Consider the following 24,116-nt stretch of genomic DNA (forward strand, 5'->3'; position numbering starts at 1 on the left):
GCATCAAACCTCCGGCATGGCATCGGAGAAAAATATGAGCTGGTGTTCTTCCCCTACCTCACCGATGGCGCGTCGGTTTCCCTGGCCTCCGCAGGAGGCGCTCGTTCTCCCGTAAAGAGGTGGTCGACGCCGAGGATCGTGTTCACCCAGGCCCAGTCGTCGCTCGATTGAGCGACCATAAGGACGATGAGGGTGAGCGGGACGGCGAAGATCATCCCGGCAACACCGAGCGCCCATCCCCAGAAGATGACCGAGAGGACGACCACGAGGGCGGGGATCTCGAAGCGCCTCGATGCAAAGTGCGCGAAGATTGGGTTCTCCACGAGCGCGTTCAGGATCGCGACGACCACAATCACCGCGATCGCGCCCCATATCCCGAACTGGAGCCAGGCAAAGAAGATCGCCGGGAGCGCCGCGATGACGAGCCCGATGTAGGGGATATACGAGAGCAGGAACGTCATCACCCCCCAGAGGACGGCCGCGTGCACCCCCATGACCCATAGGAACGTACCGAAGAGGAAGCCGTGGATGAGGTTTACCTCGGTCCTGACGATGACGAAGTTGGCCAGGAATTTGCTCATGCGGGAGAACGACTCGGCGGCCTCGTCGTTCTTCATCACTTTCCTCACCCGTTCGGGCATCCGCGGCGCTTCAAAGAGCATGAAGATCGTCGTCACCGCTATGAAGAAGAGGTAGAGGAGAAGATCAGCGATACTGATGGCTGACGAAGAGATAAATCCCATGAATCCCTGCAGGTTTATCGAAGAAGGTGAGAGCGAACCCGTTTCAATCCCATATCTGTCCAGGAGGGTGAGGATCTCCGACAGTCTGGCGGTCAGTTCCTGCTGGTAGAGAGGAAGATCTGCGACCAGCGTCTCGAACGAGAAGAAGACGAGATAGCAGATCAGCAGGACGGCAAAGCAGGCGACGGCGGCGACCACGCCGACGGCGACGCTCTCAGGGAGTCCCCTCGTTCGAAGGGCTTTCGTTGGGGGATATATGATCATGGCGAGGATCACCGATACGGCGATGATGGTGACGAGGTATCCGATCGCCTCGATTCCGATAATGAGGAACACCAGTGCCGTCAACAGGAGTATGGTGCTCACGCGCCTTGGGAAAATCGGGGTTTCTGTCATCCTGACTGAGATCTTCTTACGGATACTATATCAACCCCGCGATACGCTGCGGAACCGACGAGGCCGAGAGATCTGTTCGGCGCGCCCGGCCCCCTCGCTCCGGTCTCGACGGGCTTTGGGGTTCTGCCGGGTGCCGATGATCGCGAAACGATCGGCGCCGGGTTGGTATCCGCCCGGAGGACTATCCGATCGAAAGAGTGGGTAGGCAATTTTTAAGCAGAGTACCCGCGAATAATATCCATAAATGGTCCTCACCCTCGAACTCGTATTTATCGGAATAGCGGTGCTCTTTCTGATAAGCATCATAGCAAATAAGTTCTCGGAGAGGCTCGGTGTTCCTGCGCTCCTCATCTTCCTCATCGTCGGGATGCTCGCAGGCTCGGAGGGGCCGGGCGGTATCCCGTTCGACGACCCCACGCTTGCGCAGCTCATCGGGATTATAGCACTTGCATATATCCTCTTCTCGGGCGGTCTTGATACCCGGTGGGAAGAGATCCAGCCTGTTCTCTGGCAGGGGATCGCCCTCTCCACGATCGGCGTCGTCCTGACCGCAGTCCTGCTCGGCGCGTTCGCCGTCCTGGTCCTCGGATTCTCTCCGCTCACGGGCCTACTCCTTGGCGCGGTCGTCTCGTCCACCGATGCGGCGGCAGTCTTCTCGATCCTGCGAACGGCACGGGCCCGCCTGAAGGGAAACCTGCGGCCGTTCCTTGAGTTCGAGTCGGGGAGCAACGACCCCATGGCGATTCTTCTCACCACCGGCATCATCGGTCTGATCCTTACCCCGAGTTCGTCGATATTCGATCTCGTCCCGACGTTCGCGCAGCAGATGGCGGTTGGCGGCCTCATGGGCTATGCGCTCGGCAGGTTCACGGTCTGGTTCATCAACCGTATCAAACTGGAGACCGAGGGGCTGTACCCGGTGCTCACTCTCGCGATGGTGCTGCTGGTCTACGGGCTGACTACCGTCGTCGGCGGAAACGGGTTCATCGCGGTCTACCTCGCTGGCCTTATCATTGGTAACAGCGTCATCGTTCACAAAAAGAGCCTGATCCGGTTCTACGACGGGATCGCGTGGTTGATGCAGATCGTGATGTTCCTTGCGCTCGGGCTGCTCGTCTTCCCCTCGCAGCTTGCCTCGGCGTTCGTCCCCGGCCTTCTCGCCGCTCTCTTCCTGATATTCATCGCGCGGCCGGTCTCCGTCCTGCTCACGCTGCTCCCCTGGAAGATGCCGATGAACGAGAAGGCCCTGGTGTCGTGGGTGGGGCTCCGGGGGGCCGTCCCGATCATCCTCGCGACCTATCCCCTCGTCGCGGGGGTGCCTGATGCGAATGTGATATTCAATATCGTCTTCTTCATCGTCATCTTCTCGGCGCTCGTGCACGGGACATCGATCCCCTCAGTCGCCCGCTGGCTCGGTCTCGCCGGCCCGCTCGAGGAGACGGGCCAACTCTCCCGTGAGTTCGATGTGAACCCCGACACCCCGAGTGAACTGCTCGAACTGGTCATCCCCCCGGACGCCTCGGCGGTGGGCAAGCAGGTCGTCGACCTCGGGTTGCCGACGGGCACACTCATCATCCTGATGCAGAAGGGAGACGAACGCTTCGTCCCGGTCGGCAGCACGGTCATCGAGGCCGGAGATACGCTTCTCTTCCTGACGACCGGCGACCTGGCGGATGCCGTCCGCACCAGGCTTCTTTGCAGAGAGGAGCCGGAGGACGGCCCCGGCACCGATACGTGACGTATGGGGGGTGAAATCCGTCGGTCTCTGCGCCTCACTCCTTCAGCCGCAGCGGGCAGCATCTGTTGCCGCACCCCGGGCAGACACGGCGAAGGATCAGGAAGGTGCCTGTGCCGGCAAGCACCCAGAAGAGTGCGAAGAGCGGAACCTGCGAGAGCAGCCAGTACTGGGGAATAGCGAGGATAAGGAGGAGTGCAACCACGACTACAGCGACCTCGACGGCCGTATACTCCCCCCTCCGGGCTGGAAGAAGCGCGGCGAGCCTGCCGGGAAGGACGTGGAGGCATTTCTCCCCCCTGAGCGGGCATTTCGTGCAGAAGGCCGCGATGACCGTCCCGACGAGGAGGGCGGCGACGGCGAGGTACACCAGGGCGTAGAGCGGTTCGGCAAGGCCTATTGCGGCTGCTCCCGCCATGACTGCCCCTGTAAGCAGCGTGAGGGAAAAGACGCCGACAGCGACGGTGTTCATGCACAGGGTGTCGCTCTCGTGGGTGATCTAGTTATCCCCACGGCGACACATCCTTCTGCTCACGAGACGGGATCCCGATCCTGCTTTGCCGGTTTGAGCGTGAACCTGAATGCCGCCCCTTCTTCCGGACGGCCTGACACGCGGTCCTCGATCCAGATCCTCCCCCCGTAGCGCTCGATGACGGTCCTGCAGATGAAAAGCCCGAGCCCGTCGCCTCTCCCCCGGGCTTTCCCCCGCTCGAACCGGTGGAAGAGTTTCTCCTTTACGTCGTCGGGCACGCCTGGCCCGTTGTCCTCGACCGTCACCAGCACCTCGCCGTCCCGCTCCTCCGCCCGGACGACGATCTCCACGTCAGGTCCGCCGAACTTGACACTGTTGCCGATGAGGTTCATGAAGACCGTGGAGAGGAGGTTGTCCGCCTGGACCTCGAGCGGCGGGATCTCCCGGTGTACCGATGCGCCGCGGAAGTTTCCCGCCTCCTCGTTGACGACCGCGTTGAGGTCGACCGGCGAGAATCCCGTCGAGCTGGTGTGAATACGCCTGATCGTCGAGACGTTCATGAGGATCTCGGTGCTCCGCGAGATGCTGTCGCGGAGTTTCCGGGCGTAGGTTCTCTCGGCGCCTTCGAGCAGTTCGAGCATGAGGTCGGCGTAGATACTCGAGACGTTGTTTGCATTCCTGATGTCGTGGGTGATGATGTCCAGGTAGAGGTTCGCCTCCCGGTGCGCCTCCTCGAGACCGGTGATCAGCCTATTGCGCTCCTCCTCGGCATGTTTCCGGTCGGTAATGTCGCGTGCGTTCACGATGAATCGCCGCTCGCTCCCTTCCCGGATCAGGTTCGCACCCGTAACATCGAGGATGATCCACCGGCCGGCAGCATCCCTGACCCTGACCTCGAACGTGAGTCTCGTAGATGGCCGGAGTACTCCGGTTCTCACGGCTTCCAGGGCCTTTGGTGCGTCTTCGGGGTGTATGAGGTCGAGCACGTCCGTGCCGATGAGGTTGTCGGGCTCATAGCCCCCGATCTGATTCACCGAAGGACTCGCGTAGGTGATGCGCCCCTGCATATCGAGGAGGAGGATGATATCGGATGCGTTCTCGATGAGAGAACGGAAGTGCTCCTCGCTCTCCTGCAGGGCACGGTTGAGAAGCGCCAGTTCTTCGGTCTTCTCCTGCAACTGCTCGGTGGTGCACTGCAGTTCTTCGTTCTGGACCTCCATCTCTTCGGCCGACTGTTGCAGTTGTTCCAGGAGTTTCTGCCTCTGTGCTTCAACCCGCTTCAGTTCTGTTATCTCCGTTCCGACGGCGATGGCTCCGGTGACGTCGCCCTGCAGATTCCGGAGGGGGGTCTTGGTCGAGTAGTAGATCCGGTTCTCGATCTCTTCCTCGAAGGTCTCGGTGATCCCGGTCTCCATAACGCGCTGCTCATTGGCTACGACGGGTCCGCCGACCTCCGGGCCGAGGAGTTCGGCCTTCGACTTCCCGAGCACTTCGGGGTGCGATCTGCCGAGTGTCCTGAGCACAGCGGGGTTGCACATCACAAGACGGCTCCGCCTATCGGTGACGTAGATGGGTGCCGGCGTATTCTCGCAGATGGCGTTGAGGATGGCGTTGGCCTTCGCAAGTTCGTCCGTGCGTTCGGCTACGCGCTCCTCAAGCGTCTCGTTCAGCCGTTGCAGCGCCTCCTCGGCACGCTTGCGCTTGGTGATATCGATACCCACCTCCAGGATGTGGAGGGAGCCGTCCGCCTCGGTGAAGGGGAAGTCGAAGATATCGTAATCGTGGCCGTCAGGGCCGGTCCATTCCCAGTGGTGTGGCGCTCCCGTCTTCAGGACATTGTAGGACTCGCAGTTCTCGCAGGGCTCCGTCAGTCCGAAGAGGTACTCGAAGCAGCGCCGACCACCGGACTCGCCGAAACGCTCCCTGAAGAAGCGGTTCGCGAAGGGCACGTGATAGTCCGGCGAGAGGAGTATCACGTATACCGGCAGCATCTCGAGGACGTCGTAGAGCCGTTTTCGCTCGGCCTTCACCGCCTCCTCGGCCCGGATACGTTCGGCAATCTCGGCCTGCAGGGCCTCGTTCGCCTCCCGGAGTTTGAGGGTGCGCTCCAGAACGCGCGTCTCCAGTTCGTCGTGCGCCCTCTGCAACGCCTCTTCGGCCTGTTTGCGCCCGGTGATGTCGTGGCCCTGGGCGATGACCGAGGAGACCGTTTTCCGGTCGTCTTCGTACACGGCGGCGGAGTTCCAGAGTACCGTCCTGATCCTGCCGTCCGCCGTGAGTATGGGGATCTCGACGGTCTCCCATCGCTCCCCGGCCGTCGTCTCCCGAATGAGTTCCATCAGTTCTTCCCGCCGGTTCTCGGGGAAGAGGATCTCCGGCGACCGGCCGACGACCTCGTCCGCGGCCCGTCCCGTCAACCGTTCGAAGGCGTTGTTGAACCTGGTGATCCTGAGACTCGCATCCCAGACGATGATGGGGGCGTTGGCGTATGTGATCAGGTTCTCCAGGTACTGGGTCGTTTCGGCCATCTTCTCGAGTGCTTCGTAATCGCGTGTCAAAATTCGTTCCTCCTTCGGAAGACGTGTCGTCGAGCGAACCGGTGCCGCGGGGAGCTTGCGTCGGCGGCCCGGAGCGGTTTTCCTTCTCTATCGCTCCCGGTGCCGGCCTTTATGGGAGGCTGCTCCGGCGATGTTCTGAGTAGAATGCTTGAATGGAACTGGATTCTGTCCGTAGGACAGTTTTGGGATACGTTTGCAATTAACGTTTGGCATTGAGTACACGCAAAGACGCACGAAGGGCGCGTCAGGATCATTTCGGCCTCTTAACACTCTTAATCCATTACCGTGTCCTCGTAAACTGCCGGTCGTAATCGTCCGTTCGAGAACAGGCGCCGGGAGGGTTGCAGGTGAAGAACATTGAATCGGGGTGATCGTTTTTTCCGGAAGCGGCACCGGATACGGCGATAAATTCGCTATGTTTTTTAACCCGGGTTGCCTTTTTCCTTCATGCGAAAGCGTATCGGTATGACTCGTTTTCTACAAAGTTGCTTCTGCCTGCTTGCCGTGCTCCTGCTGGTATCGAATGCAGCGGCATGCACCGTCTTTGCGATAACGCCGGGCGCATCCGAAGACGGATCGATGTATGTCGGGCATACGAACGACGGTGTCGGGAAAGACTGGAGAAACATCGACGACATCAGCATACTCTACGTCCCCGCGGCGAACCATGCGCCCGGAGAGAAGAGGGCGGTCGTCTTCGATCCCGACAGCGGTTCGGATGCGGCGGGAGGCGAGGGCAGCGATGATTCGCGCTTGATTCTCGGGTATATCGACCCGGTGCCGCACACCTACGCCTACTACACCGGTTCGTACGGTATGATGAACGAACACCAGCTCCTCTCCGCCGAGTGCACCGACTACGCGAAGGTGGAACTCAACGCAGCCGAAGGAAAGCGGATCTTCTACTCCTCCGAGCTCTCGAACGTGGCGCTCGAGCGGTGCACGAAAGCACGGGAAGCGGTCGAGCTGGTCGGCGGGCTGATCGACACCTATGGGTATTACGGAACCGGCGAGACGCTCGTCTTCGCCGACCCGGAGGAGGCGTGGGTCATCGAGATGTGCTCGAGCCTCGATGAGGCGGACGGCGGTGGCCTCTGGGTCGCGCAGAAGATCTCCGACGGAGAGGTCTTCGTCGCGGCAAACGAGTTCAGGATCCGTGAGGTCGTTCCCGGAAACCCCGACCAGATCTACTCAAGCGATCTCTTCGCGAAGCTCGAAAAGGCCGGCGTGTGGTCCCCTGCGGACGGCACCCTCGACTGGCTCGAGGCTGTCAGCTACGGCGAGTATGCGCATCCCTACTACTCGCTGATGCGGGTCTGGCGCATCCAGGACCGGCTCGCCCCGTCGCTCAACCTGAGCTCGTACGTCGAGAATTCGTACACGAAGGCGTACCCGTTCACCGTTGCGCCCGACGAGAAGGTCAACCTGACCGGGGCGTTCTCGCTCTTCCGGGACCACTACGAGGGAACCGGGTTCGACCTCTCGAACGGCGAGGCCGCTGGGCCGTTCGGGAACCCGTACCGCTACTTAGGGCCCGACGACGCCCACACGGATTTCCAGAACGCGTCGTACATGGAGGTCCGTGCCGGGGCGAATCCGCGGCCGGTCTCGGCGGTCTTCTGCAGTTACAGTTACGTCGCCCAGGCACGCTCCTCCCTCCCCGACCCGGTGGGAGGCGTGCTCTGGTTCGGCCCGGCGGTCACGTACGAGACGGTCTACGCGCCGTTCTACGCGGGCTCGACGAACGTATCCGTCGCGTATGCGACCGGCGACCGGTTAACATATGATAGCAGTACCGCCTACTGGACCTTCGACCTTGTAACGAACTGGGCCATGCTTCGCTACGACGCGATGATCGACGAAATCATCGCGAAGCAGGGGGACCTTGAAGCGGAGTCGATAGCCCTCGTGCAGGAGACCGACAGAGAGGCGGCCGACCTCATCGCTGCCGGCGACAATGAAGGGGCGGCGCGTCTCCTCACGGACTTCACGGTCACGCGGGGCGATGAGATCATCGATGAGTGGCACGCCCTCACGGGCACGCTGATCGTCACGTACTCGAACGGCCTCATCACCGACCCGATGACGGAGGCGGTCGAGGAGCCCGGGTATCCGGCGTGGTGGCTGAACGAGACCGGGTACCAGTACGGGCCGCGGGTCTATCAGGTTGAGGAACTCCGCGCCACCGACGGGCTGAACTATACCGGCAACACCGTCCGGGCTCCGTTGAACGCGACGTTTGCGGATATCCGGGAACTCCTCTGATCATCTTTTTTCCCCTAACACCGGTCGCCAGTCGAAAATGCTTCGCATTTTCTCCAGCTCCTGCTGGGCGCTTATGCGCCCACCAGTCGCGGGTTACTCCGGTCTATCTTCTTCATCACCTTCTCCCAGGTGCCCGTGATGAGGAAACTCTCCTCCATGAAGCCGACCATCTTCGTAAACTTCTTCATGGGAAAAGCCATCGTCAGGACGTCCGGCGGGACGCAGGGGCGTGCCGAGGGGTCGAACATCCCGAGGACCGCTCGTGGGTTCTCGTTCTGCTGCTCGAGCCACGGGAAGTAAAAGACCGAGCTGCACCCGGCGCCGAAGGGAGCGATGACGCCGTTCGGGTCGGCCCGGTCGAAGTTTGCAAGCGTGAAGAGACCGGAGAGCACCTCCGGCCGGGCGAAGAAGACGACGGCGTCCGGGTTGTCGGCCTCCGTGAGGTTGTCCCAGCGCTTGAAGACGATCTCCTTGCCCTTCGTCGGAATCCGGGTGGTCCCCCGGTCGAGTTTGTCGACGATCTCCGGCGTCTGCTTGTAGCGCTCCCCCTCCATCTCGCCGGGCTTTCCGTAGGAGAGGAAGTAGCGGAAGTCGGGGAACCGTTCGGCGTCGTAGCCGAGGTAGAACCTTCCCCCGCGGCACCCGATGGAGTCTTCGGAGAAGGCGAGGCTTTTGCCGTTCCGTACCTTCGTAAGGTCGCAGACGAAGCACCTCCAGCCTTTCGGGGCGGGGGCCTTCTCCACACCGTCGGTCGGACCCCCGACCTCGAAGGCGATCGGGAGGTCCGTCCCCGGGAAGTAGTTCTCGTGGAGCCGGATGTAGGCGTCGCGCAGTGCTGTGTCCATATGGCCCTGTTCCGGGGCACCGGGGATTAATATTCTGATCCGTCTCCCGGTCGGGGAGCATACAGCCGGCGGCCTGTCACCATCCGGTCAGGGAAGTGCGGTGTGGCCAGGGCACTATCCGGCTGCGGGGAACCGCACACGAGCCGGATCGGCGGGAAAGATCGAAATGTATATATTGTCAACCTTTGACTGTTGACGCATGCCTCTCCCCTTAAACGACAGGCAGTTTGCGTTCTGGAAACTCCGCCGCGGCGGTCTTGTAAACATCCAGATCGCGGACCGCTTCCGCATATCCCGCCAGGCGGTCTCGAAGGCGCTGCTTGCCATGGACCGCAAGGTCGAGGAGACGCTTCTCGAGATGGCGCAGGCGAACCAGATCGAGGTCGAGCGCCTGAATGCTGAGATCGGCGTTCTCTTCGGGCGCTCCGTCCCCTTCAATGCGGCTGCGATCGTCTTCGTCTCGGCGGATCACGGGGTGCAGGTCTGGTACGAGCACGAGGGCGACTGCGGCACATGCCCCCGGTACGCCCGGTGCATCGAGCTCCTCTGGGGCTACGCGGACGAACTGGGGATCACGCTTGAAAAGACCGACGATCCGACACGGTTGGCCGACGAACTCTTTGCGAAACTCCGGGAGATGATATGATGCCTCTTATGGAGACGATACGGGCGTATCTCGGATGGTGCCCCCTGCAGGCGTCGATGCGGACGGATCTCAAGGTGCATCCGTCGACGGCCGTAGCGGCGGGCGGGCGTGACTGCGTCCCCCGGACCGAACCCGGGTGGTGGAGCCGCCACCACAACCAGCTGCTCGTCGCGGCAATAGCCTTCTCCGCGGCGGCAGCGGCGCTCTTTATCCTGTTCGAGGATGCTTCAGGGCACCTCGCCATGTGGACGGGTCTTGCCGTCGGGGTAGGGGCGCTCCTCGGCTCTCTGCTCAGTTACCGCTCCCGGTATGCGCGGGTTGCCGCCGGCGAGTTCCACAGGGACAACATGACCCGGAGACAGCGCATTGTTCAGTACCTGAGAGCGCCGGTGATCTCCGTTCTCGTCGTCGCCGGTATGGCGTATCTTGTTCTGGGCGGGATGTTCGACCGGATTCTCGGGCTCATGCTGGGCATGTGTCTCATCTGCTGGACCTGGTACGGCCTCACGATCCTCTGGGAGCGCCGGCACCGGGCGATCATGATCGCGGAGTGGGGGTCGGTGTATACCGTGGATGCGGCAACAGAGGGTGAACGCGTATGATGAAGTTCTCCGAGACGATACGGAGATGGATGGGCTGGTGCCCGAACGCCGCCGCTGCCGGAGCCTGCCGGCGGCGGTATGCCGCGCCGGACGATGAGATTGGGCTCGGGACGGCGGCAGACGACAGCCGGGAGGTGGTGGAGGACGTGTTCGTGGAGTATACCAGTCCTCGCTTCTTTGTGCTGATGCCGTTTGCCGTCCTCGTTTTCCTCCTCCTCTTCGTGATATCCGTCCTGATCCCCTCCCTGTGGCCGGGGCTCATCTTTACCTTCATGGCTGTTTCCCTTCTGGCGTGGGCCGCATGGCGCATCTACTTCGATCCCTATCGAGCCGTGATAAAATTCTCCGGGAACTCCGTCATCGTCCGGAGACCGCGTTCCCGGCCCCTCGTCTTTGGAAAAGATACGGTAAGGTCGGTCGAGGTGAAACGACCCTACCTCTCTATACCCCGCTGGGCGTCCGCACTGCTCCTGGTACTCATGACTGCAGCGATATTCTTTGCCGGCGTAGGGAACTGGTTGATGCGCTATTTCGGCGACCAGGCCTTCAACCCCTATTTCGGCTTTCAGATTCTCCTGGCGGTCGGCTGGATGGCATTCATGCTGGAGTTGCTCTATCGTGGCCTGGTCAGCCTGCGGTATCCCGGCCGCGTCTGGGTGAGGCTGGAGCCCGCCGGGTTCCTCAACATCTACGCGGACGACCCGGAGAGGGTTGCCGCGCTGCTCGGTTCCCCGCAATGATGGTGCATACCTTTTGACGAGAACCGTCCAACATACAGAGCGACATCCAATGAAGTCCTCTGTACCGAACACCCTCCTGCAACCCCCGACGGAGCAGCCGGCATGACCGATAGTTCCGCCGGCGCTCACCCACCTTCCCCGCCGCTCGTCGAGTTCCGAAACGTCAGCGTCGTCCGGGACGGCCACAGACTCCTCGACTCTGTATCGCTCACGATCCGCGAGGGGGAGCATATCGCCATCCTCGGCCCGAACGGTGCCGGGAAGTCGTCGCTCATCCGCGCGATCACCCGCGAGTACTACCCCTCCTCGCCGGGCCCGGACGTCACGTTCCGGTTCCGGGGGCGGGAGACCTGGGACGCCTTCGATCTTCGGTCGCACATCGGGCTTGTCTCCGGCGACCTCCAGCACACCTTCACCCGGAGCATATCGGGCCGCGAGGTCGTGCTCTCGGGGTTCTTCTCGAGCGTCGGGCTCTTCCTCTCCCACGAAGTCACCTCTGCGATGGAGCACAAGACCGACGAGATCCTCGAGTTCCTCGAGGTCGCCCACCTCGCCGACCGCCCGATGACGGAGATCTCCTCTGGCGAGGCACGCAGGCTCCTGATCGGGCGGGCGCTTGTCCACGACCCCGGCACCCTCGTCCTCGACGAGCCCACGAACAGCCTTGATTTGCACGCGCTCCACACCTTCCGTAAGACGCTCCGAAAGATCGCACGATCGGGCACCGGCATTATCCTGGTGACCCACAACCTCCACGACATCATCCCCGAGATCTCCCGCGTCGTCCTGATGCGGGACGGCGCCGTCAGGATGGACGGCAAGAAGGCGGAAGTCCTGACCGATGGGGCCGTCGGTGACCTCTTCCGCGTCCCGGTCCGCGTCCGGGAGGAGGACGGCTACTACTACGCAACGGGATACTGAAAGACCCCCTGAAACCTCATTTTCCAATCGACACAACGCTTAAGACCGGTGACGATCTCTCCCGCCGCCTATACCCCGGCACCTCCGTGCAGGGAACGGGGAACCTGAGAGGGGAGAGAAATCATGGTCGAGATTGGCTACAAACTTTTCACCGAGTCGCACAGTGCGCCTGAACTGGTGAACTACGCAAGACTGGCCGAGGATGCCGGCTTCTCGTTTCTGAGCATCAGCGATCATTACCTCCCGTGGATCTCGAACCACGGGCGCGCCGGGTTCGCCTGGTGCACCATCGGCGGGGTATCGCAGGCCACCTCGCGGGTCAGGGTCTCCACCGGCGTGACCTGCCCGCTGATACGTTACCACCCGGCGATCGTCGCGCAGGCCGCCGCAACCGCCGCCACGATGATGCCGGGAAGATTCGAACTCGGGCTCGGGACGGGCGAGAGCCTGAACGAACACGTCGTCAGCGGCGTCTTTCCGACATCCGAGCCGGTGCGGCTCGATATGCTCCGCGAGGCGGTGAACATCATCCGGCTGCTCTGGAGGGGCGGGATGCAGGACTACTCCGGCGTCTACTACACCCTCGATAACGCGCAGATCTACGAACTGCCGCGGGAGCTCCCGCAGATCCGCATCTCGGCACAAGGCCCGATCTCGGCGGAGGTTGCCGGCGAGATCGGCGACGCGCTCATCCACTTCGAGCAGAAGCCGGAGGAGGTCATCGAGACGTTCCGCGCTTCGGGCGGCGAGGGCAAGTCGTGCATGATCGAGACCGTGGTCTGCTACGGCCGAAGCGTTGAGGAGGCGAAGCGCACGGCATACGAGTGGTTCCCCGTGGCAGCGAACAAGGGGGAGTTGAACTGGATCGTTCCCACCCCGACGCAGTTTGAGCAGTTGCAGCAGATGGTGACGCCGGACGATGTTGCAAAGAACGTCCTCTGCGGCCCCGACCCGCAGAAGATCATCGAGAAGGTGGGCAAATTCGTCGATATGGGCTATGACAGCGTCCTGCTGCACCAGGTCGGCCCGGAACAGAAGGAGTTCATCAACCTCGCGCACGACGTCATCCTGCCGGAGTTCGGGATCAAGCCTCCCCGGCCCGAGTCGGGGGGCAGGATGGTCCCCGGCCCCGCACGGTGAGACGGAGGCCGGTGAATCTTTTTTACGGTCGCTGCCACGCCCCGGGCCTGGCAGTGCTACCGGCGTGTCCTTTTTCCGAAGTACCACCCGATGATCGCACCGACTGCGGTTCCCGCAACCACGCCGGGCAGCCCGGCGAGCACCAGTCCCGCGATCATCCCGAGCGCCGCTCCGACTCCGGCATACCCGCCTGCAACATCTGGCATTCCTATCCGGTCTGCCCCTCCGCCGTAAGTAACCGCCGGGACAGCACTCAAGAAGCCGGCGCAGCATCCCGTTTGCCAGGATGACGGAGGATGCCAGCACCATGTTCGTCCGGGGCCACATGACGGAGTTCGCCGGCCTGACCGGGCTTGATCTGCGGCGCTACCTCTGGACGGACGCTCTCATGCGGTACGTGCCGCTCGCGAAGACGATCGAGCAATTCTGGATGGACGATACCAACCGGAAAGCCGGCACCTGGGTGCAGAATGCGGAAATCAACATGGTGATGCTCGCGACCAGCCTGGCTCCCGGGGAGTTCCCGGCGGTTTGAGGGTATGGAAGAATCCCGTCACCCATACCCTTTTAAGCAGAAGGGATAATTCCGGGATCGACTGGAGGAGAGAACCATGCCATCCAGATTGGTGGATTACTTCAACAAACAGCCCAGGATCGGCCTTCTCAGCAGCGCAAACAAAGAGGGGAAGGTCGATGCGGCAATCTTCGGCTCGCCGATGATGCTCGACGAGAAGACCGTCGTCATGGGGCTCGGGGAGAACCGCACGTTTGAATACCTGCAGGAGAACCCGAACGCCGTCTACACGATCGTGGAGCAGGGAGAGACGATCATGGACTGGAAGGGGCTCCGGGTCTACCTGAAGATGAAGGAGTATGCAACTTCCGGGGAGACGCTGGAGACCTACAAGAAACAGGTCGCCAAGGTCGCGGGCGAGGATGCGGCGGCGATGATCCACGCCTCGGTGACGTTCGAGGTCACTGAAATCCGCCCCCTCATTGATATGGGCCAGGGCTGGGAGAAGTCTATCTGACCTCTCTGCCGGGGGGCCGTGCCCCTCCGTTCCTGCCGTCAGGCAATCGCTAACCGTGTCTTCCGACACGATACCCGACCGCTTACTGACCCGGTTATCGTGCTCCGCCCGGGAACAGGGGCAGGAACCCCTCACGCTCCCCGGCGGGAGAACGGGCCGGGTGGTGCGTCTCAAGCGACTTCACAGCATGGGTCAGATCGCACGGCGAAGAGAGGCATCCGGGGAACCTGGAGAGGGTCCCCCGGATCCAACGATTCGCCCGAAGGCCCTGCCCGGGGCCGTGGACGACTATACTGCAGTGTACCCGCCGTCGACGAGCAGGCTGGTTCCGGTTATGTTCGAAGCGTCATCGCTCGCCAGGAACGTGACGGCCTTCGCGACCTCCATCGGCCGGCCCAGGCGCCCGATCGGGTGCAGTTTTTTCAGTTCCTCGTAGGCTTCCCGCGGAAGGGCCGCGAGCAGAGGCGTGTCTATATACCCGGGTGCAACAAAATTCGCACGGATCCCCTGCGCCGCGTAACTGGTGCCGAGCGTCCGGGTCAGCATCGCGACGCCCCCTTTGGCGGCGCCGTACGCTGTGACGCCCTGCTTGGCGACAAAACTATGTATGGATCCGGTATTCACGATGGCTCCTCCCTGGCCCTGTTTCAGCATCTGCTGGACGGCGTACTTGTCACAGAGGAAGATTCCCTTCAGGTTCACGTCGAGAACCCTGTCCCATTCTTCCGTCTCTACTTCGTGAGGGTCGCCCAGGCTCCCGACGCCGGAGTTGGCGACGAAGACGTCCAGTCTCCCGAAGGCCTCGACGGTCTTCGCGACGAGGTTCTTGACATCGTCTTCGACGGTGACGTCCGCCCGGATGAAGATCGCCTCTCCACCCGCTTCTTTTATCTCGTTAACGATCCTGGCGCCCTCTTTCTCGTTCCGGCCGGAGACAACGACCTTGCCGCCCTCGGCTGCCATGTCCTTCGCGCAGGCTTCACCGATACCGCTGGTGGATCCGGTGATAACACAGACTTTGTTTTCCATTCTTCCCATAATGGTTTCTCCTTGACGTTCTGTTCGAATGACGGTGCTGGCAGACGCGCTCCTGATCCTTGTCGAGGTAGGCGATCCGGATGCCACCGAAATGGCGCTTGTTCCTGATGTTAAGGTCGATTAAGAGCGGGGCGATCTTCTCGATGATGCTCGCGCGTTCGAGCGCGCCATGGCTACCATCCCCCTCAACAATTTATATGATAATCGATCCGTCTGCCGCCCCATCCACCCCGGGGTTCGGGCAGCGTCTGCTCCCCTACTCCGAGAGGAACGGGAATATCCGCCGCAGGTCCTTATCGAGCGGTTTCTTTTTCTGCCAGGTTTCCTCAAGCGGAGTGTACGTGAGGTTCCCGCCGATCTCTCCCACCATGCACCCGCTCCGGCCCTCCATCAGCGCCTCGACAGCGGCAAAACCGAGGAGGCTCCCGAGCACCCGGTCACGCAGCGTCGGCGGCCCGCCCCGCTGGAGGTGGCCGAGGACGACGACGCGGGATTCGAAGTTGAGGCGCTCGCCGACCTCCCGTGCGATCGAAAAAGAGATTCCCGGCGTCTTTCCCTCCGCCACCACCACGATCGCGCTCTTTTTGCCGATGGTAAACCCCCTCTCGATGCGATCGCTGATCCGGGCGACCGAGACCTCTTCTTCCGGGATGACCAGTTCCTCGGCGCCGCCGGCGATGCCGCTCTCGAGCGCCAGGAACCCGGCCGTCCGCCCCATCACCTCGATGAAGAAGAGGCGGTCGTGCGACCGGGCGGTATCGCGGATGCGGTCGATCGCCTCGACCGCACAGTTCGCCGCCGTATCGAACCCGATGCAGTAGTCGGTCCCGTAAACGTCGTTATCGATGCTTGCCGGGACCCCCACGAGCGCCGCCGTATCCGCATCCGCAGCAAGCAGGCTTGCGCCGTGAAACGTTCCCTCGCCGCCGATCAGGACGATGCCGTCAAGCCCCATCCGGTCGATGGCCGCGGCCGCCCGAAGCCGGCCTTCCCGGGTGTAAAAGTCCCGGTTCCGGGAGGTCTCGAGGATGGTGCCGCCCAGGTGGATGGTGTTACGGATCGCCGAGCGGTCGAGCGGCACCGTGTCGCCGGCAATGAGCCCGGTATACCCCCGGCGTATCCCGACGACGGCAAGGTCGTTCGCGAGCGCGGTGCGCACCGCCGCCCGGATGCAGGCGTTCATTCCGGGAGCATCGCCCCCGCTTGTCAGGATACCGATGCGCTTCATGGTGTCCCTGCATCGTCGAGCGCCTCAAAACCCGGGAGCGGCTTACCCGCAAGCATGGCGAGGGCGGCTCCCCCGCCCGTCGAGACGTGGGTCATCTCGTCGGCAAGTCCGAACCGTTGCACCGCATCCGTGGTCGAACCGCCGCCGATGACCGTGGTGCCGCGAAGGTTGGCGAGGGCCGCGGCGACCCGGCGGGTCCCTTCCGCAAACTCCGGGACCTCGAAGACCCCCATGGGGCCGTTCCAGACGACGGTTCGCGCACCGCCGAGTTCCCGGGTGAACTCGTCGGCAGCCTCCGGCCCGATATCGGCGATGACCCTGCCGTCCGGGACCTCCGTCGCGGGCACAACCCGGGTCGGGGCGCCCGCTTCCAGCCTCTCCGTAACGACGAGGTCCCGGGGCAGGATGAGGCGGACGCCGCGTCTTGCGGCATTCTCCTCGACCCTTCTGACGTCGTTCAGGCGGTCGATCTCGACGTGCGACGCCCCGGTCCGGCAGCCCCGGCTCGCAAGGAACGTCGCCGCCATGCCTCCCCCGATGAGAAGGAGATCCACCCGTGAGATGACGTTATCGAGGACCTCCAGTTTGTCGCTCACCTTTGCCCCCCCGATCACCGCGGCAAACGGCCGTTCGGGATCCTGCAGGATGCGCGTAAACGCGCTGACCTCTCGCTCCAGGAGGAGCCCGGCCACCGCCGGCAGGTGCTGTGGGACGCCCACGACCGATGCGTGGGACCGGTGAGAGGCCCCGAAGGCGTCGTTGACGTAGACCTCGGCAAGATCGGCGAGTTTTTCTGAAAAAGAGGGGTCGTCAGCCCGCTCCTCCGGGTGGAACCTGAGGTTCTCGAGGAGAACGATATCCCCGTCGCTCATCGCCGCGACCGCGCTCTCCACCTCCGGCCCGATGCAGTCCCGGAGCGCGACGACCGGCCGGCCGAGCAGCTCTGAGAGCCGGTTTGCCACGAGGGCGAGGCGTAACCGCCCCTCGACCCGGCCTTTCGGCCGGCCCAGGTGGGAGCAGAGGATGACCCGTGCCTCCCGCTCGCAGAGGTAATTTATCGTCGGCAGGCTGGCCCGAATACGGGTATCGTCGGCGATTGCTCCTTCTTCATCGAGCGGCACGTTGAAGTCGGCACGGACGAGCACCCGTCTGCCCCTCACGTCGATCTCCCTGACTGTCTTCTTCCGTCTTGGTATCACGTTCTGCATACCGGCATACCCCCGGAGCAGCGGAGAACGTGAGGGTTTCCATGTCGCGTGTGCGGGCGGCCGCGCCTCCCTCCGGCTCCCTCCTGTCTTTCGTTCTCCGCCGGATTACGGTTCGCAGTGCATGCGTGCCCTGGCATATATAGTGTTCGCAGCGTCACCCGCAACGCGGGCCCGTGCGGCAAAGGCGACGATGTCGATCAATCCGCCACGAAAAGTGTCGCCGGCCCCGGCTCCCGGTAAGGGCCGGCGTTTGGTCGAATCCCCGATCTTTTCAGCGGGTTCACCGCTCCATGCGGCGCTCCCAGTAGGGCGTGTAGCCGTAGTGGCTGTACATCCCGGTGAGCCAGGTGCGTTCGGCGGTCGTCGGCCAGTTGTCCTTGTCGAAGCCCGGCGCATTCTCCAGCCGCTCTTTTGGCACGTCAAGGACGAAGGTGTCGTCGGTCGCGCTGTACTGCAGGGCCTCCCAGGGGACGGCGAAGAGTTTGTCGCCGAGCCCCATGAGCCCCCCGAACGAGAGGGCGGCATAGGCGATGCAGCCTTCGCCTGTATCGATCACGACGTCCTTGATTGTCCCGAGATCTTCGCCCTGCGGGTTCCTGACCGAGTAATCCGCAATATCTTTTCCCCGGATAATGCTCCGTGTCTGCATCTCTGTAGCAGTTCCTCTCATCTGTATCACGTCTCCATAATTGTGGAACGTCCTGTCCCACGACAAGAGGGTGAATACAGGCCGGGGATATTTAATTCTTATTGAAATATAATAGTGGGCGGATATGTGGTGCCGCAGGAGCGTTTTCCAGGGCAGGCCCGGAGACAGCGTTGCCCGGAGCGCGACCTAATGCTTCGACTCCTCTTTTTGTCGCCATTCACCGCCCGGCCCCTTCTCGTAGACGTGCTCCACCGCCGCCCAGGCGACCTTGTGGGCAACCTCCTCGCGTGACGTTTCCGGGTTTCGCCGCTCCGAGGGATCGGCGTACTGCTCCCAGGCGCTGTTGAACGCTTCGCGGTAGATATCCCGGCCGTGCTCGGGAAGCGCCTCTCTCACCGGTAGCGGCAGGTCTTCGTTCCGTCCGTACTTCGGCATCGCACCTCACCAGCCGTTCTGCTCCGTCTCTCCCATCCTCACGATAAACGTATCGGCCCGGCAGGTCGTCACCTTAATCCCGTGCCCGGAGAGACTGTTAGGATACATGCCGTGCAGGCGGAATCGCCGGGAAAACCCGGTGAACGCACGCCGCACGGCCGGAATGCTGCAGTCATGAAAATCTACTGGCGACACATCCCCCAGGCGAACAACTCCTTCGCCGCGCTTGCCGCAGCGTGCGAGGTGCACGGATACGACCTCGAGGCGACGGACGGGCCGCTCCCCGACGTCACCATCTACAGCCTGAACTCCATCAACGAGCGTATCTACCGCGACGAGATCGCGGGAGCCAACTCTATAACGATCGTCGGCGGCCCCCACGCCTCCGCCTGCTACCGCGAGGTGGCGGAGTATGCCGACTACGTCGTCGTCGGGGAAGGCGAGTACACCCTCCCGGCGCTTCTCTCCGCCATCGAGGAAGGGAGAGATCCGCCTCCCGGTGTCGCCACCGCCGCCGGCTACACGCCCGCCCGCCACACCGTTCTCCTCGACGGCTACCCGCCGTTCTCCCGGATCAAGGCTTCGTCGAGATCACCCGGGGATGCCCGTTCTCCTGCGGCTACTGCCAGACGCCGCGCCTCTTCGGGCGGTGCATGCGTCACCGCTCCGTCGACGAGATCGTCCGTTACGCCTCGCGCTACCGGGATATCCGGTTCGTCACCCCGAACGCGTTCGCCTACGGCTCCGACGGCGTTCATCTCCGTCTCGACAAAGTCGAGCGTCTCCTCCGGAGCCTCAAAGGCCGGGTCTACTTCGGCACCTTCCCCGGCGAGGTGCGCCCGGAGTGCGTCTCGCGCCGGTCGGTCGAACTCGTCGTCGAGACGTGCGCCAACACCCGCCTGCACTTCGGGGCGCAGTCGGGAAGCGATCGTGTGCTACACCGCCTGCACCGCGGGCATACCGTCGAGGACGTCGTTCGCGCCTTCGATCTCTGCCGGGAGCACGGTCTCGTCCCGGTCGTCGACTTCATCCTCGGGCTGCCGTTCGAGAGCGACGACGATCAGCGCGCGACGCTCGACCTCGTGAAGATGGTTGCCCGGGGCGGGAAGGTGCACATCCACTACTTCATGCCGCTGCCCGGGACTCCTCTCCAGAATGCACGCCCCCGTCCGCTCCTTCCCGAGACGGAAAATGTTCTCGGGAAACTGGCGCTCGACGGCAGAATAACCGGCTCGTGGATGGATCATGAGATAAGGTTTTTTAGACGCACTTCTCATCTATAGAGCATGACGGATGTGCTACTCTTAGCAGATCTGCACGGTAACTACGGAAAGCTTGACGCTTTTCTCAGCTACGACTACGATGCAGTCATCATTGCAGGCGACATCACCAATTTCGGTCCACTTGAGCCTGTAGATTCGGTACTCTCCAACTTCGAGGTGCCGTGTTTCGCAATCCCCGGCAACTGCGATCCCCGCGAGATCATCGACGTGCTCGAACGCTCGGATGCGGTCTGCCTGCACAACTCGTGGATCGCGCTCGGCAAGATCACGCTCGCGGGTCTTGGCGGTTCGAACAAGACTCCGTTCGACACGCCGTTCGAGTTGACGGAGGAGGAGATCGATAAAGAACTCACCCGGATAACCAATCACATGGACAAAAACGTCCACAACGTCCTGCTCTGCCACGCCCCGCCGTACGAGGCGCTGGATACCGTCGAGGATAACCACGTCGGCAGCCAGAGCATCCGCAAGCACATGGCCCGGTTCGATCTGGTCTGCTGTGCCCACATCCACGAGGCACGGGGCGTCACCGAGATCGACGGCGTCAAGGTCGTCAACCCCGGACCCGCTTCAGAAGGCTACGGCGCTATCATCCGTTTCGGGAAGGAGCCTAAAGATATCCATATAGAACTCATCGCTGTTTAGATAGCAGCATCTCCAGATACGAGGTGTAGATCGGTGGACCGTCTACACCCAATTCTTTTGCAATCGCCCCGATCCGGCCGGCGGCGTCCTCTTTGTCCTCTTCTGTCAGGATCTCGATCTCGGCGAACGTCCCGAGCCCCTCGACGTCGTCGAGCGTAACCGTCACGTCCCCCATCTCGTAGAACTCCCGCATCTTCGAGACCGTGGCGGCACGCCGGAAACCGAGACGGGAGAGGATCCCTTCAAGCGTCTCCCCGTCGGCGACCGCGAGGTTGAACTCCTCGCGGGCCTTCGCGCTCCCGACCCGGATCTTCGGGCCTTTGTAGGTCACGGTGACCCCGGTATCGTCGTACCTGACCCTCAACGCCTCGTCCGTCTCTCCGAAATCGCGGTGGGGGGCGTTGTAGTAGACGTCGCGTTCCTGCTGCCTTCTCCCCATCCGCACTCCCTTCCGGTCGAGCCCGGCCCTGACGCTCTCCAGGTCTCCGACCGCATATTTTGCTTCTACTTCGAGCATGCCTGGTCTCAGATCGTCTCTCGGGAACGACGATAAACCCTCACCGTCCGGCCGTGAGCGGGCCGGAGACTTTCTGCCGGATCAGGTCTCTCTGCCGCTCTGCGGCGGCCCGGAGATCATCGTCCCCGAGACGCTCCGCGGAGACGACCGCCCGCTCCGTCAGCATCAGGGCGGTATCGTGATCCTCGCGATGGTGGAACCGGAGCCCGATCTCAAGGTTCAGGTCGGCGGCTTTCCCGTATTCGCGCGCGTCAAAGAGGTGGCCGGCAAGCGAGAGGAGGACGTGCAGCCTGCCGGGGAGGCGGTGCATGGAACGCTCGAAGCAGTCCGCCGCACGGGCGTTGAGCGCAACCTGTGCGTCTTCAGGGAGTTCCCGCCCGCAGCACTCCTGCAGGAGGGGGTGCGCGAAGGCATACTCGCCGCCGGGGAGCCTGCGGAACACGCCGCTCTCCTGCAGCCGGTTTGCCATCAGCGTCACGTCCGCCCCCTGGAGGTCGAGCATGCAGGCCATGACCGGCACGGGGAACGGGGGGTTTAAGACACAGAGTTCCTCCGTCCATGCCTTCATGGCTTCGGGAAGCACGGAAAAGGCAAGGCCCGCCGGATCTTTTGCCCCGGCGATGACGTCCGCGATGTTTTCCCGGGACGGCGCAAGTCCCCGGTTGCGCAGGGCGTTGAAGCAGGCTATTAGACGGAACGGGTCGCCCGCACTCTCTTCGAGGAGGCCGGCGGCGGCATCGTCGATGGAGAAGTGAAACCGCCTCTCCCCGAGTTCCCGGATCTCGTGCCGCCGCATCCCGGATAACTGCACTTCGTGGATGCCGAGATCCCGGATCTCCTCCTGCATCGTCGCGTACCCGGAACCGGCGCCATCTTCCGTCCGGCAGGTGAAGGCGAGGAGGATGCCGTGCGGGAGGTCGTGCACAACGTCCCGGAGGAGACGCCGGTCGTGGTTCGAGGCGAGATGAACGTCGTCCAGGAGAACCGCCGCAACGTGGCCGGCCATACGCATCTGTCTCCCGAGCTCCCCGAGCAGTTCCTCGAACGCCTGGTAGACGCGGCCGTATCCGACCTCGGGCGACCGGGCGAAGACGCCGACGATCTCCTCGCCGGCCTTCGGGAGCAGGCCGACCGGCTCCACCGGAGCGGCATATTTTTCGAAGACGTCGTCGGCGTACCGGGTAGCCTCTTTCATGCTCTCGGCATCAAAGAGGGCCCCAAACCTTGCGGATGCCGAGGATCGCCGAAGATCGTTCAACAACTCGCGGAACGCAGAGAAGATCATCCCCGGGAGGTCGAAGACCTCCGCCCTGAGGACAGGAGACTGCTGTCCGCCGGGGCGTTCCTGCACCTCGTATGCGAGCCTGTTCAGGAGCGAACTCTTCCCGATGCCCGGCGGTCCGGAGATCATCACCGTCTGCCCGTGCTCGCCCATCGCCGAGAGAACGGCGGAAATCCGCTCAAGTTCCTCCCGTCTGCCGCAGAACTCCTCCGGAGGAGAGGGGGCGTACGAGACCCCGCCGGCCTGCTGCTGTATCTCGTCCATGATCCTGCCGGGGTGTTCCGGTAGACAGTATAAATACCATTCCATCCAAATAAAATGGAACAACAAGACGCAGGCATGCGGCGGGCAGGTGCGGGAGGCGTACCGCGTCCGCAACGCACCCGCTATTCAAGGTGAATGGAATGGCACTTCAGGAAGGAGATTTTATCAGGCTCAGGTACACCGGCCGTGTCGGTGAGAGTATCTTCGATACCACGGATGAGGAGAACGCAAAGGAAGAGGGGATCTACAACCCGCGGGCGGAGTACGGTCCTGTCACCGTCCGCCTGGGGAGCCACCACATCATCGTCGGCCTTGAGGACGAGCTGATTGGTAAAGAGGTAGGCGCCGAGGGCGAGGTCGACGTCCCGCCCGAGAAAGGGTTCGGGGCGCACGAGGATGGGGCCGTAAAGTCCGTCCCGGTCACGCAGTTCCGCGAGAAGCCGCAGAGGGGGATGCGGATCGAGGTCGAGGGCCGCGAGGGCGTCGTCGTCGACGTCATCGGAAGGCGTGCGGTCGTCGACTTCAACCACCCGCTTGCCGGCAAGACCCTGAACTACTCCTATGCGATCCTCGAGAAGGTCGAGGAGCCGGTGGAGCAGATCAAGGGTCTCATCAAGCTCTTCTCGGCCAGAGCCGATATCGGCGTCACCATCGCCGACGGCACGGCCGAGCTGGAGCTCCCTCCCGCGATCACCTACGACCGGCGCTGGATGGTCTGGCGGGGCACCCTCGTTCGCGAGATATTCGAGAACTACTCCGACGTCAACGATGTCGTCATGAAGGAGACGATCTCCCGCCCGGCCGAGCCGGAGGCGGCGCCTGAGGTCGTTGAGGCCGAAGAGCCCGCCGAACCCGCCGAGACCGAAGAGACGAAAGAGTCCGAGGAGTAATTCTCCTCCGCTCTTGCGGTTTTGCTTTTTTTTGAAGACTTTTCTACGCCTGTAGATGCTCCCTGAGTGCGAGGTGTCATGGGCTGTCGGGCACCCCTGTCTGGGATGCTTGTTTATGACCGACGGCAGCATGAAATGAGTTCTCATATCTGCGTTTCACGCTTATAGCACTCACCAGGGGTTTGAGCACCTGGAAGCGAGGGTAAAACCCCGTACACTGGACCGTGGGGGTATCGCCCTAAGGGGGGAACGACTGCCGGAACGGCAGGAGTTCGAGAAACCCGAAGGGTTTCGCTGTGGGGACAGGGGAGGGGGGATGCTCCCCCCTCGAAGACCAAAGGTCTTCTCATGCTCACTTCGTTCGCACCTCGCACCTAACGGTGCTCAAGCTCGCTTCGCTCGCACCTCGAAGCCTAACGGCTTCTCGTGCTCCGTTCCTGTCGGAACATCGCACCTCGCACCTAACGGTGCTCAAGCTCGCTTCGCTCGCACCTCGAAGCCTAACGGCTTCTCGTGCTCCGTTCCTGTCGGAACATCGCACCTCGCACCTCRACGGTGCTCAAGCTCGCTTCGCTCGCACCTC

The 24,116-nt window shown here is 62.6% G+C and carries 23 protein-coding genes and 1 pseudogene; 12 read left to right on the forward strand and 12 right to left on the reverse strand.

Annotated features, from left to right (window positions below; translation table 11 throughout):
• Positions 1–53 precede the first annotated feature (53 nt).
• A complete protein-coding gene (locus EI28_RS03040; RefSeq protein ID WP_231476554.1) occupies positions 54–1,109 on the reverse strand; it encodes an AI-2E family transporter in 1,056 nt (351 codons plus the stop codon).
• Between the two features lie 274 nt (positions 1,110–1,383).
• On the opposite strand from EI28_RS03040, the gene EI28_RS03045 reads away from it, so the two are divergent.
• Positions 1,384–2,877, forward strand: a complete 1,494-nt coding sequence (locus tag EI28_RS03045; RefSeq protein WP_048112551.1) for a potassium/proton antiporter — start codon at positions 1,384–1,386, stop codon at positions 2,875–2,877.
• A 34-nt stretch (positions 2,878–2,911) separates the two neighbouring features.
• Here EI28_RS03045 and EI28_RS03050 read toward each other — a convergent pair whose 3' ends face one another.
• Together EI28_RS03050 and EI28_RS13100 are read right to left on the reverse strand one after the other, a co-directional pair.
• A complete protein-coding gene (locus EI28_RS03050) occupies positions 2,912–3,346 on the reverse strand; it encodes a hypothetical protein (RefSeq protein WP_048112553.1) in 435 nt (144 codons plus the stop codon).
• 59 nt (positions 3,347–3,405) lie between these two features.
• Positions 3,406–5,904, reverse strand: coding sequence for a PAS domain S-box protein (locus EI28_RS13100; protein ID WP_052379647.1), 2,499 nt, complete (start codon positions 5,902–5,904; stop codon positions 3,406–3,408).
• 504 nt (positions 5,905–6,408) lie between these two features.
• Between EI28_RS13100 and EI28_RS03060 the strand changes: the two genes are divergently transcribed.
• Positions 6,409–8,169, forward strand: coding sequence for a dipeptidase (locus EI28_RS03060; protein ID WP_231476555.1), 1,761 nt, complete (start codon positions 6,409–6,411; stop codon positions 8,167–8,169).
• A 71-nt stretch (positions 8,170–8,240) separates the two neighbouring features.
• On the opposite strand, the gene EI28_RS03065 is transcribed toward EI28_RS03060, so the two are convergent.
• A complete protein-coding gene (locus EI28_RS03065) occupies positions 8,241–9,014 on the reverse strand; it encodes a DUF169 domain-containing protein (protein WP_048112555.1) in 774 nt (257 codons plus the stop codon).
• A gap of 199 nt (positions 9,015–9,213) precedes the next feature.
• On the opposite strand from EI28_RS03065, the gene EI28_RS03070 reads away from it, so the two are divergent.
• The 5 genes from EI28_RS03070 (at position 9,214) to EI28_RS03090 (ending at position 13,063) form a co-directional block, all read left to right on the forward strand.
• Entirely contained in the window at positions 9,214–9,660 is a 447-nt protein-coding gene (locus tag EI28_RS03070) for a hypothetical protein (protein ID WP_048112556.1), read from the forward strand.
• Positions 9,657–10,262: a DUF1673 family protein gene (locus EI28_RS03075; RefSeq protein WP_231476556.1), complete on the forward strand. Its 606-nt coding sequence runs from the start codon at positions 9,657–9,659 to the stop codon at positions 10,260–10,262. Before EI28_RS03070 ends, EI28_RS03075 begins: the two co-directional genes overlap by 4 nt.
• Positions 10,259–11,002, forward strand: coding sequence for a DUF1673 family protein (locus tag EI28_RS03080; RefSeq protein ID WP_048112558.1), 744 nt, complete (start codon positions 10,259–10,261; stop codon positions 11,000–11,002). The genes EI28_RS03075 and EI28_RS03080 overlap by 4 nt, the downstream gene beginning before the upstream one ends.
• 102 nt (positions 11,003–11,104) lie before the next feature.
• Entirely contained in the window at positions 11,105–11,923 is an 819-nt protein-coding gene (locus EI28_RS03085; protein WP_048112560.1) for an ABC transporter ATP-binding protein, read from the forward strand.
• 123 nt (positions 11,924–12,046) lie between these two features.
• Complete coding sequence (locus tag EI28_RS03090) at positions 12,047–13,063, forward strand: TIGR03557 family F420-dependent LLM class oxidoreductase (RefSeq protein ID WP_048112561.1); 1,017 nt, start codon at positions 12,047–12,049, stop codon at positions 13,061–13,063.
• Positions 13,064–13,119: 56 nt separating this feature from the next.
• On the opposite strand, the gene EI28_RS13920 is transcribed toward EI28_RS03090, so the two are convergent.
• On the reverse strand, positions 13,120–13,269 hold the full coding sequence (locus EI28_RS13920; RefSeq protein WP_155937231.1) for a hypothetical protein: 150 nt from the start codon (positions 13,267–13,269) through the stop codon (positions 13,120–13,122).
• A gap of 80 nt (positions 13,270–13,349) precedes the next feature.
• Here EI28_RS13920 and EI28_RS03095 point away from each other — a divergent pair, with 80 nt between their 5' ends.
• A complete protein-coding gene (locus EI28_RS03095; protein WP_048112562.1) occupies positions 13,350–13,598 on the forward strand; it encodes a hypothetical protein in 249 nt (82 codons plus the stop codon).
• A gap of 76 nt (positions 13,599–13,674) precedes the next feature.
• Entirely contained in the window at positions 13,675–14,094 is a 420-nt protein-coding gene (locus tag EI28_RS03100) for a pyridoxamine 5'-phosphate oxidase (protein ID WP_048112563.1), read from the forward strand.
• Between the two features lie 288 nt (positions 14,095–14,382).
• Here EI28_RS03100 and EI28_RS03105 read toward each other — a convergent pair whose 3' ends face one another.
• The 5 genes from EI28_RS03105 to EI28_RS03125 form a co-directional block, all read right to left on the reverse strand.
• On the reverse strand, positions 14,383–15,123 hold the full coding sequence (locus EI28_RS03105) for an SDR family NAD(P)-dependent oxidoreductase (protein ID WP_231476557.1): 741 nt from the start codon (positions 15,121–15,123) through the stop codon (positions 14,383–14,385).
• Positions 15,124–15,388: 265 nt separating this feature from the next.
• Positions 15,389–16,360: a 6-phosphofructokinase gene (gene pfkA, locus EI28_RS03110; protein WP_048112565.1), complete on the reverse strand. Its 972-nt coding sequence runs from the start codon at positions 16,358–16,360 to the stop codon at positions 15,389–15,391.
• Positions 16,357–17,568, reverse strand: a complete 1,212-nt coding sequence (locus tag EI28_RS03115; protein WP_048112566.1) for a phosphoglycerate kinase — start codon at positions 17,566–17,568, stop codon at positions 16,357–16,359. Before EI28_RS03115 ends, pfkA begins: the two co-directional genes overlap by 4 nt.
• Before the next feature lie 280 nt (positions 17,569–17,848).
• Positions 17,849–18,217 carry a PRC-barrel domain-containing protein gene (locus tag EI28_RS03120; protein ID WP_048112568.1) on the reverse strand — a complete coding sequence of 123 codons (369 nt, stop codon included), beginning with the start codon at positions 18,215–18,217 and terminating at the stop codon, positions 17,849–17,851.
• Between the two features lie 186 nt (positions 18,218–18,403).
• Entirely contained in the window at positions 18,404–18,652 is a 249-nt protein-coding gene (locus EI28_RS03125) for a ChaB family protein (RefSeq protein WP_048112570.1), read from the reverse strand.
• A gap of 174 nt (positions 18,653–18,826) precedes the next feature.
• On the opposite strand from EI28_RS03125, the pseudogene EI28_RS03130 reads away from it, so the two are divergent.
• A pseudogene (locus EI28_RS03130) lies at positions 18,827–19,935 on the forward strand (TIGR04013 family B12-binding domain/radical SAM domain-containing protein).
• Between the two features lie 3 nt (positions 19,936–19,938).
• Positions 19,939–20,580 carry a metallophosphoesterase gene (locus EI28_RS03135; protein WP_048112572.1) on the forward strand — a complete coding sequence of 214 codons (642 nt, stop codon included), beginning with the start codon at positions 19,939–19,941 and terminating at the stop codon, positions 20,578–20,580.
• Here EI28_RS03135 and cyaB read toward each other — a convergent pair.
• Complete coding sequence (gene cyaB, locus EI28_RS03140; protein WP_048112574.1) at positions 20,567–21,097, reverse strand: class IV adenylate cyclase; 531 nt, start codon at positions 21,095–21,097, stop codon at positions 20,567–20,569. The two genes, EI28_RS03135 and cyaB, sit on opposite strands and share 14 nt — an antisense overlap.
• A gap of 40 nt (positions 21,098–21,137) precedes the next feature.
• A complete protein-coding gene (locus EI28_RS03145; RefSeq protein ID WP_231476558.1) occupies positions 21,138–22,643 on the reverse strand; it encodes an AAA family ATPase in 1,506 nt (501 codons plus the stop codon).
• A 140-nt stretch (positions 22,644–22,783) separates the two neighbouring features.
• Here EI28_RS03145 and EI28_RS03150 point away from each other — a divergent pair, with 140 nt between their 5' ends.
• Positions 22,784–23,533: a peptidylprolyl isomerase gene (locus EI28_RS03150; RefSeq protein ID WP_048112576.1), complete on the forward strand. Its 750-nt coding sequence runs from the start codon at positions 22,784–22,786 to the stop codon at positions 23,531–23,533.
• The last annotated feature ends 583 nt before the right edge of the window (positions 23,534–24,116 follow it).

Origin of the sequence: Methanoculleus sp. MH98A, assembly GCF_000691865.1 — an archaeon.
Classification (GTDB): domain Archaea; phylum Halobacteriota; class Methanomicrobia; order Methanomicrobiales; family Methanoculleaceae; genus Methanoculleus.

Coding starts and splice junctions, on each gene's coding strand:
- EI28_RS03045 (WP_048112551.1), top strand. CDS start 1,384: ATGGTCCTCACCCTCGAACTCGTATTTATCGGAATAGCGGTGCTCTTT.
- EI28_RS03050 (WP_048112553.1), bottom strand. CDS start 3,346: ATGAACACCGTCGCTGTCGGCGTCTTTTCCCTCACGCTGCTTACAGGG.
- EI28_RS03065 (WP_048112555.1), bottom strand. CDS start 9,014: ATGGACACAGCACTGCGCGACGCCTACATCCGGCTCCACGAGAACTAC.
- EI28_RS03070 (WP_048112556.1), top strand. CDS start 9,214: ATGCCTCTCCCCTTAAACGACAGGCAGTTTGCGTTCTGGAAACTCCGC.
- EI28_RS03075 (WP_231476556.1), top strand. CDS start 9,657: ATGATGCCTCTTATGGAGACGATACGGGCGTATCTCGGATGGTGCCCC.
- EI28_RS03080 (WP_048112558.1), top strand. CDS start 10,259: ATGATGAAGTTCTCCGAGACGATACGGAGATGGATGGGCTGGTGCCCG.
- EI28_RS03085 (WP_048112560.1), top strand. CDS start 11,105: ATGACCGATAGTTCCGCCGGCGCTCACCCACCTTCCCCGCCGCTCGTC.
- EI28_RS03090 (WP_048112561.1), top strand. CDS start 12,047: ATGGTCGAGATTGGCTACAAACTTTTCACCGAGTCGCACAGTGCGCCT.
- EI28_RS13920 (WP_155937231.1), bottom strand. CDS start 13,269: ATGCCAGATGTTGCAGGCGGGTATGCCGGAGTCGGAGCGGCGCTCGGG.
- EI28_RS03095 (WP_048112562.1), top strand. CDS start 13,350: ATGACGGAGGATGCCAGCACCATGTTCGTCCGGGGCCACATGACGGAG.
- EI28_RS03100 (WP_048112563.1), top strand. CDS start 13,675: ATGCCATCCAGATTGGTGGATTACTTCAACAAACAGCCCAGGATCGGC.
- EI28_RS03105 (WP_231476557.1), bottom strand. CDS start 15,123: ATGGAAAACAAAGTCTGTGTTATCACCGGATCCACCAGCGGTATCGGT.
- pfkA (WP_048112565.1), bottom strand. CDS start 16,360: ATGAAGCGCATCGGTATCCTGACAAGCGGGGGCGATGCTCCCGGAATG.
- EI28_RS03115 (WP_048112566.1), bottom strand. CDS start 17,568: ATGCAGAACGTGATACCAAGACGGAAGAAGACAGTCAGGGAGATCGAC.
- EI28_RS03120 (WP_048112568.1), bottom strand. CDS start 18,217: ATGCAGACACGGAGCATTATCCGGGGAAAAGATATTGCGGATTACTCG.
- EI28_RS03125 (WP_048112570.1), bottom strand. CDS start 18,652: ATGCCGAAGTACGGACGGAACGAAGACCTGCCGCTACCGGTGAGAGAG.
- EI28_RS03135 (WP_048112572.1), top strand. CDS start 19,939: ATGACGGATGTGCTACTCTTAGCAGATCTGCACGGTAACTACGGAAAG.
- cyaB (WP_048112574.1), bottom strand. CDS start 21,097: ATGCTCGAAGTAGAAGCAAAATATGCGGTCGGAGACCTGGAGAGCGTC.
- EI28_RS03145 (WP_231476558.1), bottom strand. CDS start 22,643: ATGGACGAGATACAGCAGCAGGCCGGCGGGGTCTCGTACGCCCCCTCT.
- EI28_RS03150 (WP_048112576.1), top strand. CDS start 22,784: ATGGCACTTCAGGAAGGAGATTTTATCAGGCTCAGGTACACCGGCCGT.